Origin of the sequence: Achromobacter sp. D10 (genome assembly GCF_035282245.1) — a bacterium.
Taxonomy (GTDB): Bacteria; Pseudomonadota; Gammaproteobacteria; order Burkholderiales; family Burkholderiaceae_B; genus Achromobacter; species Achromobacter insolitus.
This window is the reverse complement of record NZ_JAYJLE010000008.1, coordinates 14,094-28,964: the sequence shown is the minus strand read 5'-3', so window position 1 is coordinate 28,964 and position 14,871 is coordinate 14,094. Positions and strand designations below refer to the sequence as shown.

Here is a 14,871-nt window from a genome sequence, read left to right as displayed (position 1 = left end):
CTTTGTAGTTCAGCACTCTGACCCCAACCGCGTAATTGGCTAAGTCTGGCAATTCCCCCAGGAGCGAACTCCTCAGGAATTCCCGGCAATCCCAAGAATTCGTCGGGTGGCAGGCAGCGGGTATAAGCACTGGGGCGGACCAGTCTGGGCTTTAATGACCATTCCGATCTCCCCTCATCCACTAAGACTGGGTGGCCGGCATAGGCAAGGTACTGCAGCAGCGTACAACGCCTTTACAGCCCGGCGGCTGAAACCCCGTCTACCCCCCAAGCGATGCGCGCAAAAGAACGACCTAAAGAGGTGCATCCATGGCACGCGTATGCCAAGTGACCGGCAAAGGCCCGATGGTGGGCAACAATGTTTCGCACGCGAACAACAAGACCAAGCGTCGCTTCCTGCCCAACCTGCAATCGCGCCGGTTCTGGGTTGAAAGCGAAAACCGCTGGGTCCGCCTGCGTGTTTCGGCCAAGGCCATCCGCACGATCGACAAGAACGGCATCGACGCCGTGCTGGCCGAAATGCGTGCCCGCGGCGAACTGGCTTAATCGGCCTCCCCGCCAATCTACATACTAGGAGCACGACATGGCCAAAGGTATCCGCGAAAAGATCAAGCTCGAGTCGACCGCCGGCACGGGTCATTTCTACACGACCACCAAGAACAAGCGCAACATGCCCGAGAAGATGCTGATCAAGAAATTTGATCCGGTCGCTCGCAAGCACGTTGACTACAAGGAAACCAAGCTGAAGTAATTCAGCCGGTATTCCCGCAAGACAAAAAAAGCCCTGCATCGCAGGGCTTTTTTTTCGCCTGCCCGCCGCCGCGCATCCCCTGATTCCCTGTTGCCCGGCGCCGGGGTGCATGTTTCAATTGGGCCGCTGTCATCCGCCGCCTCGAGGCGCCTGGTCCTCTTTCCACGCGATATCCGCCATGTTCCGTCCCTGCCTTACCCTGTTGCGCCGCGCCGCGGCGCCGGCACTCCTGGCCCTGGCGCTGGCCCCGACCGCCTCCGCCAAGGACAAGGAGCCTCCCATCCGAATCGGCGAGATCAACAGCTACAAAGCGATCCCCGCCTTCCTGGGCCCATACAAAAAGGGCTGGCAGTTAGCACTGGAAGAGGTCAACGCAAGCGGCGGCGTGCTGGGCAGGAAGCTGGAGGTGATCTCGCGCGACGACAACGGCAACCCGGGCGATTCAGTGCGTGCCGCCCAGGAATTGCTGGCGCGCGAAAAGGTGGACTTGCTGTTCGGCGGCTTTCTTTCCAATACCGGCCTGGCATTGACGGACTTTGCCAAGCAGCAGCAGGTGTTCTTCCTGGCGGCGGAACCGCTCACCGACAAGATCACCTGGCAGGAGGGCAACCGCTACACCTACCGTCTGCGTCCCTCCACCTGGATGCACGTGGCGGCCCTGGCCCCCAAGGCGCTGGCCTTGCGCAAGAAGCGCTGGGCCATCGTCTACCCCAACTATGAATACGGCCAGTCCGCCGTGGCCACCTTCAAGGCCATGATGACCTCGTTCCAGTCCGACGTGGAATTCGTTGCCGAGCAAGCCGTGCCGCTGGGCAAGGTGGACGCGGGCGCCGTCGTGCAGGCCCTGGCGGACGCCAAGCCCGATGCGATCTTCAACGTGTTGTTCGCTGCCGACCTGACCCGATTCGTGCGCGAAGGCAATACCCGCGGCCTGTTCGAAAACCGAGCCGTCGTATCCGTGCTTTCCGGCGAACCCGAATATCTCGAACCCCTGGGCGCCGACACCCCCACGGGCTGGATCGTTACCGGCTATCCCTGGTATGCCATCGACACGCCGGCCAATACCACCTTCGTCGACGCCTACAAGAGACGCTACAACGAAACGCCCAAGGTGGGCTCGGTGGTGGGCTACGCCTCCCTCATGTCCATCGCCGAGGGCCTGAAGGCCGCCGGCGCCGTGGACACGGAGAAGCTGGTCGACGCCTTCGCCGGCCTGAAGGTGGACACGCCCTATGGCCAGATCCAGTATCGCAAGATCGACCACCAATCCACGATGGGCGTGTACGTGGGCGTGACCGCGGTGGAAGACGGCAAGGGCGTGATGAAGGATTTCGCCTACATCGACGGCGCGCGCCTCCAGCCCCCTGACGAGCAAGTGCGCAAGATGCGTCCGGCGCACTGATGAGCCTGTCCGGGCTGCTGCTGCAGCTGCTCAATGGGCTGGCGGACGCCAGCGCGCTGTTTCTGGTCGCCGCCGGCCTGTCGCTGATTTTCGGCGTCACGCGCGTGGTGAATTTCGCGCACGGTTCGTTCTACATGCTGGGCATCTACCTCGCCTGGACCTTCACCGGATATTTTGGCGACGGGGCGGGTTACTGGGCTGGATTGCTGCTGGCGGCGCTGGTGACCGGCCTAGTCGGCGCGGCCGCCGAATGGCTGGTGCTCAGGCGCCTGTACCAGGCTCCCGAACTGTTCCAACTGCTGGCCACCTTTGCGCTGGTGCTCATCATCGGCGACGCGGCGCTGGCGATCTGGGGGCCGGAAGACCTGTTCGCGGCGCGCGCGCCTGGCCTGTCCGGCGCCGTGCAGATCCTGGAACGCCGCTATCCCGAATACGACCTGCTGCTGATTGCCGCAGGTCCCGTGGTACTGGGTCTGCTCTGGCTGCTGCTGATGCGCACACGCTGGGGCCGCCTGCTGCGCGCGGCGGCCGAAAATCGCCGGATGCTTGCAGCGCTGGGCGTGAATCAGGCCTGGCTGTTCACCTCGGCTTTCACGTTGGGCGCGTTCCTGGCGGGACTGGGTGGCGCGCTGGCGGCGCCGCGCGTGCCGGCCACGCTGGGCCTGGACCTGGAAATCATCGCCAGCGCTTTTGTGGTGGTCGTGGTGGGCGGCCTGGGTTCGATCCCCGGCGCCTTCCTGGCCGCCTTGCTGATCTGCTCCGTCAAGGCGCTGTTCGTTTTCCTGGGACAGGTGCAGATCGGCCCCTGGGTCTTCAATCTTTCCAAGCTCACGCTCCTGGCCGAATTCGCCGTGATGGCCGTTGTGCTGGTGGTCCGCCCCTGGGGCCTGCTGGGCAAGCCCTCCGAAGCCACCTCCCACGCCACCGCCGCCGAGCGTCCCATCGCTCCCGCCGGCCGGCGTTTGCGCCTGGCCTACGGCGTGCTGCTGGCGCTATTGGCGCTGGCGCCGGTAGTGGCCGCGCACAACCCCTACCTGGGCATCCTGCTGACCGAGATCCTGATCGCCGCGCTGTTCGCCGCCAGCCTGCATTTCCTTACCGGACTGGCCGGCATGACCTCGTTCGGCCATGCGGCCTGGTTTGGCCTCGGCGCCTACGGCGCCGCGCTGCTCTTGAAGCTGGCGGCCGTGCCGATGGAGGCGGCGCTGCTCCTGGGGCCCTTCGCCGCGGCGCTGGGCGCTCTGCTGTTCGGCTGGTTCTGCGTGCGCCTGTCTGGCGTCTATCTGGCCATGCTGACCCTGGCGGTGGCGCAGATCCTCTGGGCGCTCGCCTATCAATGGGACGATGTGACGGGCGGCAGCAACGGGCTGATCGGCCTGTGGCCTTCCGCCTGGCTCACCCAGGGCCCCTGGTTTTATTACCTCACGCTGGCGCTTTGTGCGGCCGGCATCGCCTGGCTGCGCCGGCTGGCGTTCTCACCCCTGGGCTATGCCCTGCGCGGCGTGCGGGATTCCGCCTTGCGAGCCGAAGCGCTGGGCATGGACACCCGCCGCGTGCAATGGGCGGGCTTCGTGGCCGCGTCCTTCGCCGCGGGCTTGGCAGGCTCGCTGTATGCGTTCTCCAAAGGCAGCATCGCGCCCGACACGCTGGCCGTGAGCCGGTCCGTGGACGGACTGGTCATGGTGCTGCTGGGCGGCCTGCAGACCCTGGCCGGCCCGCTCGTGGGCGCGGCCGCCTATACGTGGCTGCAGGACGCCGCCGCCCGCAGCACCGAATACTGGCATGCCGTGTTGGGGCTGGCCATCCTGGCCCTGGTCATGGCCTTTCCCGAGGGCCTGGCCGGCGCCGCGGCCCGCCTTGCCGCGCGCTGGAACGGGAGGCGCGCATGACGCCCGCCCCGCTGCTCCAAGTCCGCGACCTGCGCAAATCCTTCGGCGGCATCGATGCCCTGGCCGGCGTTTCCTTTACGCTGGAAGCTGGCAGGATGCTGGCGCTGATTGGCCCCAACGGCGCAGGCAAGTCCACCTGCTTCAACGCGCTGGGCGGCCAGCTCCGGCCCGACTCCGGATCGGTCCTTCTGGACGGGCGCGAGCTGGTCGGGCTCTCGGCGCGCAGGATCTGTCAGCTGGGCGTAGGCCGCAGTTTCCAGACCGCCGCCACCTTCCGCTCCATGACCGTGCGGGAAAACGTGCAGACGGCGCTGCTGTCGCGCGACCGCTTGCTGCTGAATCCGTGGCGGCGGGCGGCCCGGCACGCGGTCGAAGAGGCCATGTCGCTGCTGTCGCAAGTACAGATGACGGACAAGTCGGAAGCGCATTGCGGCACGCTGGCCTATGGCGACGTCAAGCGTGTCGAACTGGCCATGGCGCTGGCGCATCGACCCCGTCTTTTGCTGATGGACGAACCCACGGCCGGCATGGCGACCAATGAACGCCACGCGCTGATGCGGCTGACGCGCACACTGGCCGACACGCAGCGCATGGCGGTCCTCTTTACGGAGCACAGCCTGGACGTCGTGTTCAAGCATGCCGACCGCATTGCGGTGCTGGTGCGCGGCAGCGTGCTGGCCGAGGGAGCGCCCGCGCAGATTGCCGCCGACGAGCGGGTAAGGGCCGCCTACCTCGGCACGGAAGCGCCGCAGCCGATCTGAAGCCGGCAGCGCCCGCGCCGCATCAGTCGTTCCTCAGCCCATTGGGCTGGCATTCCCAGAAGATCTTGGCCTGGCAGCCCTCGCAAATGCCGCGGTCCAGCTTGGCGTAGATCGAATGCAATGCCGTCGCCTTGTCGGGAAAGATGTGGTCCTCGCCCAGGCGCTCCAGGAATCCCGTGCGGCGCCACATGTCCATCACTTCCGGCCGCGGACGATGGAAATAGAGGTCGCCCCCCATGGCTCGCCGGGCAGCCAGCTCGTCCTCCCAGACCTGTGCGCCAGCCATATCGATGAAGTTCATGCTCTTGGCCATGACCAACAGATGGCGAGCAGCGTCGGGCGCGGCGCGCAGCTCATGCAGACGCTGCGCCACATGGGTGGCCGCGCCGAAATACACCGATCCCTCCATGCGCAGCAGCTTGAGCTGCGGGCATTCGGGCAAGGCGTCGGACGCGTGCTCCAGCACCACGAAACGGCGCTCCAGCCCGCGCGAATCGAAACCCATGGTGCGCATCGCGGGCCGCGAGGTACGGTGCAGATAGACCATCAAGGACAGCACCGTGCCCAGCAGGATCGCCACTTCCATGCGTATGGTGATGGTGGCGGCCAGTGTCGCGGCCGCGATGATGCATTCGCCGCGCTGGGTACGGATCAGTTGCCGCCAGCGCGGAATGTCGAACAGGGTCCAGGCCACGAGCAGCAGCAGGCCGGAGATCGCGGCATGCGGAATCATGGCCAGCAACGGGGCCGACAAAGCCACCAGCGCCACCAGCAACAAGGCCGAGAATACGGATGCCAGCGGCGTCTTGGCGCCAGCTTCGTAATTGGGAATGGAGCGGTTGAGGGATCCGCAGGACAGGTAGCACGAGAAAAAGCCGCCCACAATGTTGGACAGCCCCTGCCCCACGAACTCGCGATTGGCATCGATGCGCTGGCCCGATCGGGTAGCCACGGCCTTGGCGATGGAAATGGACTGCGCCAACGCCACGATCGTCAGCGCGAAGGCCACGCTCAAAAGCTCCGGCAAGGCGCGCCAATCGACGCTCGGTATGTGGAATGGCGGCCACGGCCGGGCCAGCGCGCCCAGCACGGACACCGGTTCGCCATCGGTCAGCGCATTGAAGGCCGCGGCCGCGAGCGCCCCCGCCGCCAGCCCCGCCAGCATGTACGGTTTGCGTTTATCCAGCCGCCGCAGCAACAGGGCCACGGCCAAGGTCGTCAGCGTCACCAGCAAGGCGCCCAGGTGCACCTGCCCGAGGTGCGTGGCCAGCGTCGCCAGCAGGGCGCCCGCGCCGTGCGCGTCCGGCGCCGGCATGCCCAGGGCGTCCTTCAGCGCATGCACGGCGATAAGCAGGGCCGCGCCGCTGGTGAAGCCGAACAACGCCGAAGGCGAGATGAAATGCGCCAGCGATCCCAGTCTCAGGGTGCCCACCAGCCATTGCATCAGCCCGACCAGCACAGTGACGGCAAGCGCCAGCTGGATGTAACCCTGGCTGCCGGCGACCGCCAGCGGCGTCAGCACCGCATAGAGCGCCAGCGAGTTGGCATTGGTCGGGCCGGACATGACATGGCGGCTCGATCCGAACAACGCCGCGACGATACAGGGAACGATGGCGGAATACAGGCCATATTCGGGCGGCAGCCCGGCCAGCATGGCGAACGCCACGCCCTGCGGCAGCACCAGCAACGCGCCCAGCAGGCCCGCCGTGGCATCCGCGCGCAAGGTACGCGCATTGACCTCATCCACCCACGAGCCGAACAGCCGGCGCGCTACGCTCATCCCCCCCTGCATCATTCTTTCTTGTCCCTCGGCATCTGCTTTTGAATCGGCCCGCGTCACGCCGTGGCGGCGAGGCCTTTGGCCCCGACCGCGGCGCGTTTGAGCCGGCATCGGGGCCGTCTAGCGTAATCGCTAGCGCCCCTCGCGCGCAACGCGTTCCGCTTACTTCAGGTAACGGCGCTCCAGCTCGCGCATCTGGGCATCGCCCTGCAGCTCGATGATCTCCTTGACCGTCGGCAGGACGGCGTCCACCTCGTGGATGCCCCCCTCGCGGCGGATGCGGGCGAACACGTCCCGCATCGCCCCCGCCGCGGCGCGGATGGCGTGATTGCCATAAATGACCAGGCCGACCTTGCCCAGCGCCTGGATATCGGATTCGCGCAACTGCGGATAGGCCGTGGGCACCAGCACCAGCGGCACGCGGCCTTGCCAGGCGGAAACGAACGACAGGATCTCGTCGGGCGCACTCTGCCTGGAATGGATCAGGATGGCGTCCGCGCCCGCGGCTTCGTATTCGCGGGCGCGCGCCAGCGCTTCCCGTTCGCCGGCTCCCGCAATCAGCGCCTCGGTCCGGGCAATCACGCAGAAATCCGCGTCGCGGCGCGCGCCGCAGGCCGCTTCGATCTTGCCCTGGAACTCCGCGACCCGCACCAATTCCTGCCTGCCGGCGGCACGCAGGCTGGTGTCCTTGGGAAAGGTCTTGTCCTCCATCACCACCGCCGATACGCCGGCGGCTTCGTACTGCGGCACCATATAGGAAACGTTGATCGCATTGCCGAACCCGGTGTCGATATCGGCAATGACGGGCGCCTCCACCGTCGCTGCGATCGCCCGCATCATGTCCAGGTGCTGCGATGGCGAGAGAATATTGGCGTCGGGCACGGCGTAGCTCGCCGACAGTTCGAAGCCGCTGCCCCAGATCGCGTCGAACCCGGCCTCGGCCGCGAGTTTGGCGGCCAGCGGGTTGTGCGCCGACATGGCGTGCATCAAGGCGGGATCCTGCAATTTCTGGCGAAAACGGGCGTTTCTATTCATGGCGGGAACGTGGCCGTAAACCCGGCGCGCCGCGCGCCGGCTCCGGCCATCGTAGCGCCAATCCCGGTCTCGCCGGGACGTCAGCCTGCCTCGCCCCCGCGCCGCGACTTCATGGCCTGCCCAATGGCAGCCAGCACGTCGTCCGCAATCAGCCTCGCCGCCATCGGCAGCAGTTCGCTCTCTTCGCGCTGGATATGCGCGGCGTAGGCGCTGGCGAAATCCTGGACCTGGCTCATGGGCAGCTCGGCCTGGCGCCCCGCCGCAATGTCGGAAAGCGCCTGGCGCAAGGGCTCCCAGCGCTGCGCCAGTTGCCGGTGCTCGGCGATCAAGCCATCCACCAGCGCATGCAGGCAGACCGCGTCGGATCCGGCCATCGACTCGATCAAGGCGGGGAACAAGTCCTCTTCCTCGTCTTCGTGGTGATGCACGGCCGCCGTATCGAAGTAGCGAAGGACGCTGGCCGCGGCGGTCTGGGCCGCCGCGTCGCTCCCGTGGGCGGGCAAGTGCCGGCTCAAGCGCTCCAGCGTGGCGCACTGGCGGGAAATGCGTCCGTGGCAGGCCGACAGCAAGGCCAACGGATCATCGGCGCCGGGCGCCGGGGCCGGACCTCCAGGAAAGCTCACCGCCATTGCACACCTCCGTTATCCGGCGTGGCCGCGCCACCACAAGCGGATGGAATCCCACGCGCGCCCCGCGAATCCAGCCTCGGCCACGGGCTCCAGGGCCACCACGGGGAACTGCATGGCCGGCTTGCCGTCGACCATCACGCGCAGCGCGCCCACGGTGGACTGGGCAGCGATCGGCGCAATCAGCGGATCCTGCGGCGTCCAGACCGGTTCGACCTTGGCGCCCGCGGGCACCGTCACATACGCATCGCGCGCGAATCCGGCTTTCAGGCTGTCGTGCTCGCCTTTCCATACCTCGGGCGTGGCGACGGCCTGCCCGCGCGCGTACAGCTTGATGGTATTGAACCCCTGAAAGCCCCACTCCAGCAACTCGCGGCTTTCCTGCGTGCGCAACTTGTCCGACGCCGTGCCCACCACCACGGTGATCAGGCGGCGCTGGTCCGCGCCATTTGGCCGCTGCGCGGTGGCCACGATGCAGTACCCGGCCGAGTCGGTGTGCCCGGTCTTCAGGCCGTCCACGCTGGGATCCAGCCAGAGCAGGCGGTTGCGGTTCGGCTGCGTGATCTTGTTGTAGGTGAACTGCTTGGCCGAGTCGTAGGTTTTGTAGAGCTGGGGATAGTCGCGGATGAAGCGCGTCGCCAGGATCGACAGGTCGCTGACGGTGGAATAGGTCCCCGCATCCGGCAAACCATGCGGGCTGGCGAAGCGCGTGGCATGCAGGCCCAGCTTGGCGGCGGTATCGTTCATCCGCGCCACGAAGGCCTCGACGCTGCCCGACACCGCTTCCGCCAGCGCAATCGCCGCGTCGTTGCCCGACTGGATCATCAGCCCACGCAGCAGGTCATCCACCGACACCTTGGAGCCCGGCTCCAGGAACATCTTCGAGCTGCCGGCCGGCACCTTCCAGGCGCGCGTCGACACCGTGACCAGCTGCGTGGCCGACAGTTCCTTCTTGCTCAGGGCCTCGAACACCACGTAGGCCGTCATGATCTTGGTCAAGGACGCCGGCTCGATCCGCGCCGTCGCCGCGTGCGACGCGATCACCTGCCCGCTGGTCTCGTCCAGCAACAGCCAGGCCTTGGCCGACAAGGCCGGCGCCGTCTGCGCCAAGGCGCTCGACACGCACGCGGCCGCGACGAGCAAGCCCGCCGCCAACTTCTTCATCAACATATCGCTGCTTCACTTCCATGCTTGGTTTTTTCCCGCGCGAGAGCCCGCGCGGCGCCCGCAATTGGAACACGCGCGGCGCGGTTGGTTCAGCGCCGTCGGCATATGAAAAGATGGGCGAGGAATGTCACGACATCTTGCAAGACGCCTTCTACAAAGCACTTTCTGTGTCGAAAACAACAAACAAAGGTCAAAAACCCGCTGGAAAACCGCATAAATCACCACTCTTCCGCTATCATCGGCCGCGTAGCGTTAAATGCCGATAACCGGCGCGCGCTGCTCCATGACCTCAACATACGGATTTTGACCATGGCCACGAAAGCAAAAGCTCCTGCCAAGAAAGTCACCAAGCCCGCCGCCAAGGCGCCCGCAAAGAAGGCAACTGCTGCCAAACCCGCTGTGAAGCCCGCTGCAAAGCCGGCCGTCAAAAAGGTCGTCGCCGCCAAGAAGGTCGCTGCTGCCCCCAAGGCCATCAAGGCAGCCCTGAACAAGACCCAGCTCATCGCTTACATCGTTGAGCAATCCGGCGTTGAAGCCAAGTCGGTCAAGGCCGTCCTGGCCAGCCTGGAAACCTCGGTGCTGAGCTCCGTGGACAAGAAGGGCGCTGGCGAATTCACGCTGCCCGGCCTGTTCAAGGTTGCCGTGCAGAAGGTTCCCGCCAAGGCCAAGCGCTTCGGCAAGGATCCCTTCACCGGTGAAGAGCGCTGGTTCCCCGCCAAGCCGGCTTCGGTCAAGGTGAAGGTTCGCCCGCTCAAGAAGCTGAAGGACGCCGCGCAGTAATTCCGCGCGTACATCCGGTCAAGCCGGAAGGGCCCGCCTCGCAAGAGGCGGGCCCTTCTTTTTTGCGGCGCTCCCGCGCGCCATGCACAGAGCCTCGTCCGAATTTATCTTTATGTTAAGATACTTCACGTAAAAACAAATACGGCCTGCCCCATGAATGACCTCGTCGATCTGGTGATCTCGCAATGGACGCGGGAATGTCCCGCCCAGGATTTCGCCGCCATGTCCGTCGTCACCCGCGTATTCCGCCTGAATGCGCTGGCCGCGCGCAATGTGAACCGCAGCTTTCGCCGCTATGACCTGCATCAGGGCGAATTCGACGTCCTGGCCACGCTCTACCGCAGCGGCGCCCCCTACGCGTTGAATCCCCAGAAACTGGTGGAAGCCCTGCTGCTGACCTCCGGCGCCATGACCAACCGCCTTGACCGCCTGGAACAGGCCGGCCTGCTCACGCGCAGCCCCAATCCGGAAGACCGCCGCGGCGTCATCGTGTCGCTCACGGCCGAAGGCCTGCGCGTCATCAAGCTGGTACTGAAGGACTACCTGAAAGACCTCAACGAATTGCTGGAACCGCTGTCCGCCAGCGAACGCAAGCAACTGGCGGGCCTGCTGAAGAAGCTGCTGATCAAGCAAGACCAGGAAACGCCCGGCGGCATCGGCACTTGAGCCTGCCGCCCGAACGTCCCCGCAGCCGCTTTTCCCCGATTCAAATCCATGACTTCCGCTACCCAGCCTTCCCAGACGCCGGTCTTGACCGCCCCCATCATCCTGCTGATGTCGGTGGCCACCGGCCTCGCCGTCGCCAGCAACTACTACGCGCAGCCGCTGCTGCACACGATCAGCGAGCAATTCTCGCTGTCCACGGCGACAGCCGGCAGCATCGTCACCACCGCGCAGCTGAGCTACGCAGTGGGCCTGATACTGCTGGTGCCGCTAGGCGACATGTTCGAACGCCGCGGCCTGATCGTGCTGATGAGCCTGCTGTCCGCGGGCGGGTTGCTGGTGTCCGCGTTCGCCCCCAACATCACCGTGCTGATCCTGGGCACGGCGCTGACCGGCATGTTGTCCGTGGTCGCCCAGATCCTGGTGCCGTTCGCCGCCACGTTGGCCGCGCCCCATGAACGGGGCAAGGCCGTGGGCACGGTCATGAGCGGACTGCTGCTGGGCATCCTGCTGGCCCGCACCGTCGCGGGCGCGCTCGCCGACGTAGGCAGCTGGCGCACGGTCTATTGGGTGGCCGCCATTCTGATGCTGTTCATGTCCGCCGCCCTGTGGCGCCTGCTGCCCCGCCACCAGAGCCCCGCCGGGCTGAGCTACCCGCGCCTGCTGGGTTCCATCCTGCGCATGTTCGTTGAAGAGCCCCTGTTCCGCGCCCGTTCGCTCCTGGGCGCGCTGCTGTTCGCGGCCTTCAGCATGCTGTGGACGCCCCTGACCTTCCTGCTGGCCAGCCCCCCCTATCAATACAGCAATACGACCATCGGCCTGTTCGGCCTGGCCGGCGCCGCCGGGGCGTATGCCGCGAACCGCTTCGGTCGCCTGGCCGACCGCGGCATGGGCAATCTGGCCACCCGCGTCGGACTGCTGTTGCTGCTGGGCTCCTGGGGGCTGATGGCCTTCGGCCAGGTATCGGTGCTCGCCTTGCTGGCTGGCATCCTGGTCCAGGACCTGGCGATCCAGGGCGTCCATGTCACCAATAGCAGCTCCCTCTACCGGCTGCGCCCTGAAGCGCGCAGCCGGCTGACCGCGGGCTACATGACCAGCTACTTCATCGGCGGCGCATCCGGTTCGCTGGTATCGTCCTGGCTGTACGCCCATTTTGGCTGGCCCGGCGTGGTCACGGCGGGCGCCGTCCTCGGGGTGATTACGCTGGCATACGGCGCCTTGGCGCCCAGCGCGCGCATCCCCGAAACGGCTCCGTCCCCTGCCCGCGCCTAGCACCTCCTATAATCAGGGGTTTTGGCCGCCTCCGCGCCCGCGCGGCGAGGCGGCTCACCCTTTTTTGCCACCGTGCACGAGCCCATGCAGGAACGTTACCTCCCCAATACCGTCGAAGCAGCCGCCCACCAAGACTGGCAGGCCCGCGACGTCTATCTCGTCCATGAAAACGCGAAGAACGCCGACGGCTCCGAAAAGCCGAAGTTCTACGCCTGCTCCATGCTGCCCTATCCCAGCGGCAAGCTGCACATGGGCCACGTGCGCAACTACACCATCAACGACATGATGGCCCGCCAGCTGCGCATGCGCGGCTACAACGTCCTGATGCCCATGGGCTGGGACGCCTTCGGCATGCCGGCGGAAAACGCCGCCATCAAGTCCAAGGTTCCGCCGGCGAAGTGGACGTACGACAACATCGCCTACATGAAGAAGCAGATGAAGGCGATGGGTCTGGCGATCGACTGGACGCGCGAGATGTGCGCCTGCGATCCCCAGTACTACAAATGGAACCAGTGGCTCTTTCTCAAGATGCTGGAAAAGGGCGTGGCCTACCGCAAGACCCAGGTCGTCAACTGGGATCCGGTGGACCAGACCGTGCTGGCCAATGAACAGGTCATCGACGGCCGCGGCTGGCGCTCGGGCGCGCTCGTGGAAAAGCGCGAGATCCCCGGCTACTACCTGCGCATCACCGATTACGCCGACGAGCTGCTGGGCGCCGTCCAGAACGACCTGCCCGGCTGGCCCGAACGCGTGCGCCTGATGCAGGAAAACTGGATCGGCAAGTCCGAGGGGCTGCGCTTTGCCTTCCCGCACAAGATCGCCGGTCAGGATGGCCAGTTGATCCAGGACGGCAAACTGTACGTATTCACCACCCGCGCCGACACCATCATGGGCGTGACCTTCTGCGCGGTGGCGCCGGAGCACCCCCTGGCCACTCAGGCCGCCTTGTCCAATCCGCAACTGGCCGCATTCATCGAACAATGCAAGCTGGGCGGCACGACCGAGGCCGAAATGGCCACGCGCGAAAAGGAAGGCATGCCTACCGGGCTGTTCGTCACGCACCCGATCACGGGCGCCGACATCGAGGTCTGGGTCGGCAACTACGTGCTCATGAGCTATGGCGACGGCGCCGTCATGGGCGTGCCGGCGCATGACGAACGCGATTTCGCCTTCGCCAAGAAGTACGACCTGCCCATCGTCCAGGTCGTGGACGTGGCGGGCAAGGAATATTCCACCAACGCCTGGCAGGAGTGGTACGGCGACAAACAAGCCGGCCGCACCATCAATTCCGGCAAGTACGACGGTCTCACGCACAAGGAAGCAGTCGACGCCATTGCCGCCGATCTCGGCGCCCTGGGTCTGGGTGAAAAACAGACCACCTGGCGCCTGCGCGACTGGGGCATTTCGCGCCAGCGTTATTGGGGCACGCCCATCCCCATCATCCATTGCGCGGATTGCGGCCCGGTCCCGGTTCCGGAAAAGGACCTGCCCGTCGTGCTGCCCGACGACCTCATCCCGGACGGCAGCGGCAACCCGCTGGCCAAGAACGAGGCCTTCCTGTCCTGCTCCTGCCCCAAGTGCGGCAAGCCGGCGCGGCGCGAAACGGACACGATGGACACCTTCGTGGACTCGTCCTGGTATTTCATGCGCTACACCTCGCCTGGCAATGACAACGCCATGGTCGACTCGCGCAATGACTACTGGATGCCCATGGACCAGTACATCGGCGGCATCGAGCACGCAGTGCTCCACCTGCTGTATGCCCGTTTCTGGACCAAGGTCATGCGCGACATGGGCTTGCTCAATTTCGACGAGCCCTTCACCAAGCTGCTGTGCCAGGGCATGGTGCTGAACCACATCTATTCGCGCAAGACCCCCCAGGGCGGCATTGAATACTTCTGGCCGGAAGACGTCGAAAACGTCTATGACGACCGCGGCGCCATCGTCGGCGCCAAGCTGAAGTCGGACGGCTCCGCCATCAACTACGGCGGCGTGGGCACGATGTCCAAGTCCAAGAACAACGGCGTCGATCCCCAGTCGTTGATCGACACGCTGGGCGCCGATACGGCCCGCCTGTTCGTCATGTTCGCCAGCCCGCCGGAACAGACTCTCGAATGGTCCGACTCCGGCGTCGAAGGTTCCAACCGCTTCCTGCGCCGCCTCTGGTCCATCAGCTATGGCCAGCGCGAAGCCGTGGCGCGCGGCTTGGCCAATGGCGCCGATTGGACGCAGGCGCCAGCGGCCGTCAAGGACCTGCGCCGCGAAGTCTACGGCCTGCTCAAGCAAGCCGACTACGACTACCAGCGCATCCAGTACAACACCGTCGTGTCGGCGTGCATGAAGATGCTCAACGCCATCGACGACGCCAAGCTGCCCGAAGGCGCTGCCGCGGACGCCGCCTACGCCGAAACGCTGGGCGTGCTGCTGCGCGTGCTGTACCCCGTGGTGCCGCACATCACCTGGCACCTGTGGCGCGACCTGGGCTACGCACACGAACTGGGCGACCTGCTCGACGCGCCCTGGCCTCATGTGGACGAAGCGGCGCTGATCGCCGACGAAATCGAACTCATGCTCCAGGTCAATGGCAAGCTGCGCGGCTCCATCCGCGTGGCCGCCAAGGCCGCCAAGGAAGATATCGAGAAGCTCGCCGCCTCCCAGGAGGAGGTCTCCCGCTTCCTGGAAGGCCGTCCGCCCAAGCGTGTCATCGTGGTTCCGGGCAAACTGGTCAACGTCGTAGGCTGATGAG

General features: G+C 65.7%; 13 protein-coding genes. 9 read left to right on the top strand and 4 right to left on the bottom strand.

The window, feature by feature from the left end; genetic code table 11:
* Positions 1–308 precede the first annotated feature (308 nt).
* The 5 genes from rpmB (at position 309) to VCS63_RS20800 (ending at position 4,802) form a co-directional block, all read left to right on the top strand.
* On the top strand, positions 309–545 hold the full coding sequence (gene rpmB, locus VCS63_RS20820) for a 50S ribosomal protein L28 (RefSeq protein ID WP_006385639.1): 237 nt from the start codon (positions 309–311) through the stop codon (positions 543–545).
* Positions 546–582: 37 nt separating this feature from the next.
* Entirely contained in the window at positions 583–750 is a 168-nt protein-coding gene (rpmG, locus tag VCS63_RS20815) for a 50S ribosomal protein L33 (RefSeq protein ID WP_003810296.1), read from the top strand.
* 178 nt (positions 751–928) lie between these two features.
* The gene (locus tag VCS63_RS20810; protein ID WP_063960768.1) at positions 929–2,152 is read left to right on the top strand and encodes an ABC transporter substrate-binding protein; all 1,224 of its coding nucleotides are present in this window, start codon (positions 929–931) and stop codon (positions 2,150–2,152) included.
* Positions 2,152–4,041: an ABC transporter permease gene (locus tag VCS63_RS20805; protein ID WP_323880912.1), complete on the top strand. Its 1,890-nt coding sequence runs from the start codon at positions 2,152–2,154 to the stop codon at positions 4,039–4,041. The genes VCS63_RS20810 and VCS63_RS20805 overlap by 1 nt, the downstream gene beginning before the upstream one ends.
* Positions 4,038–4,802 carry an ABC transporter ATP-binding protein gene (locus tag VCS63_RS20800; RefSeq protein WP_042794604.1) on the top strand — a complete coding sequence of 255 codons (765 nt, stop codon included), beginning with the start codon at positions 4,038–4,040 and terminating at the stop codon, positions 4,800–4,802. Before VCS63_RS20805 ends, VCS63_RS20800 begins: the two co-directional genes overlap by 4 nt.
* A gap of 22 nt (positions 4,803–4,824) precedes the next feature.
* Here the strand turns inward: VCS63_RS20800 and VCS63_RS20795 are convergent, their stop codons facing one another.
* The 4 genes from VCS63_RS20795 to VCS63_RS20780 all read right to left on the bottom strand — a co-directional run bounded on the left by VCS63_RS20795 (position 4,825) and on the right by VCS63_RS20780 (position 9,413).
* Positions 4,825–6,582 (bottom strand): SulP family inorganic anion transporter, encoded by a 1,758-nt coding sequence (locus VCS63_RS20795; protein ID WP_063640946.1) that lies wholly within the window; start codon positions 6,580–6,582, stop codon positions 4,825–4,827.
* 162 nt (positions 6,583–6,744) lie between these two features.
* The gene (locus tag VCS63_RS20790; RefSeq protein ID WP_323880911.1) at positions 6,745–7,617 is read right to left on the bottom strand and encodes a phosphonopyruvate hydrolase; all 873 of its coding nucleotides are present in this window, start codon (positions 7,615–7,617) and stop codon (positions 6,745–6,747) included.
* Between the two features lie 80 nt (positions 7,618–7,697).
* A complete protein-coding gene (locus tag VCS63_RS20785; protein ID WP_042794606.1) occupies positions 7,698–8,246 on the bottom strand; it encodes a hemerythrin domain-containing protein in 549 nt (182 codons plus the stop codon).
* 12 nt (positions 8,247–8,258) lie between these two features.
* The gene (locus VCS63_RS20780; RefSeq protein ID WP_084738588.1) at positions 8,259–9,413 is read right to left on the bottom strand and encodes a D-alanyl-D-alanine carboxypeptidase family protein; all 1,155 of its coding nucleotides are present in this window, start codon (positions 9,411–9,413) and stop codon (positions 8,259–8,261) included.
* Between the two features lie 306 nt (positions 9,414–9,719).
* Between VCS63_RS20780 and VCS63_RS20775 the strand changes: the two genes are divergently transcribed.
* The 4 genes from VCS63_RS20775 (at position 9,720) to leuS (ending at position 14,867) form a co-directional block, all read left to right on the top strand.
* Positions 9,720–10,190 carry an HU family DNA-binding protein gene (locus VCS63_RS20775; RefSeq protein WP_042794607.1) on the top strand — a complete coding sequence of 157 codons (471 nt, stop codon included), beginning with the start codon at positions 9,720–9,722 and terminating at the stop codon, positions 10,188–10,190.
* Positions 10,191–10,343: 153 nt separating this feature from the next.
* Positions 10,344–10,856, top strand: coding sequence for a MarR family winged helix-turn-helix transcriptional regulator (locus tag VCS63_RS20770; RefSeq protein WP_042794608.1), 513 nt, complete (start codon positions 10,344–10,346; stop codon positions 10,854–10,856).
* Between the two features lie 48 nt (positions 10,857–10,904).
* Positions 10,905–12,125: an MFS transporter gene (locus tag VCS63_RS20765; protein WP_323880910.1), complete on the top strand. Its 1,221-nt coding sequence runs from the start codon at positions 10,905–10,907 to the stop codon at positions 12,123–12,125.
* An 84-nt stretch (positions 12,126–12,209) separates the two neighbouring features.
* On the top strand, positions 12,210–14,867 hold the full coding sequence (gene leuS / locus VCS63_RS20760; protein WP_042794610.1) for a leucine--tRNA ligase: 2,658 nt from the start codon (positions 12,210–12,212) through the stop codon (positions 14,865–14,867).
* Positions 14,868–14,871: the final 4 nt, after the last annotated feature.

Bases quoted from the DNA above. Each gene is read 5' to 3' on its own strand.
- rpmB (WP_006385639.1), top strand. From the start codon at position 309: ATGGCACGCGTATGCCAAGTGACCGGCAAAGGCCCGATGGTGGGCAAC.
- rpmG (WP_003810296.1), top strand. From the start codon at position 583: ATGGCCAAAGGTATCCGCGAAAAGATCAAGCTCGAGTCGACCGCCGGC.
- VCS63_RS20810 (WP_063960768.1), top strand. From the start codon at position 929: ATGTTCCGTCCCTGCCTTACCCTGTTGCGCCGCGCCGCGGCGCCGGCA.
- VCS63_RS20805 (WP_323880912.1), top strand. From the start codon at position 2,152: ATGAGCCTGTCCGGGCTGCTGCTGCAGCTGCTCAATGGGCTGGCGGAC.
- VCS63_RS20800 (WP_042794604.1), top strand. From the start codon at position 4,038: ATGACGCCCGCCCCGCTGCTCCAAGTCCGCGACCTGCGCAAATCCTTC.
- VCS63_RS20795 (WP_063640946.1), bottom strand. From the start codon at position 6,582: ATGAGCGTAGCGCGCCGGCTGTTCGGCTCGTGGGTGGATGAGGTCAAT.
- VCS63_RS20790 (WP_323880911.1), bottom strand. From the start codon at position 7,617: ATGAATAGAAACGCCCGTTTTCGCCAGAAATTGCAGGATCCCGCCTTG.
- VCS63_RS20785 (WP_042794606.1), bottom strand. From the start codon at position 8,246: ATGGCGGTGAGCTTTCCTGGAGGTCCGGCCCCGGCGCCCGGCGCCGAT.
- VCS63_RS20780 (WP_084738588.1), bottom strand. From the start codon at position 9,413: ATGTTGATGAAGAAGTTGGCGGCGGGCTTGCTCGTCGCGGCCGCGTGC.
- VCS63_RS20775 (WP_042794607.1), top strand. From the start codon at position 9,720: ATGGCCACGAAAGCAAAAGCTCCTGCCAAGAAAGTCACCAAGCCCGCC.
- VCS63_RS20770 (WP_042794608.1), top strand. From the start codon at position 10,344: ATGAATGACCTCGTCGATCTGGTGATCTCGCAATGGACGCGGGAATGT.
- VCS63_RS20765 (WP_323880910.1), top strand. From the start codon at position 10,905: ATGACTTCCGCTACCCAGCCTTCCCAGACGCCGGTCTTGACCGCCCCC.
- leuS (WP_042794610.1), top strand. From the start codon at position 12,210: ATGCAGGAACGTTACCTCCCCAATACCGTCGAAGCAGCCGCCCACCAA.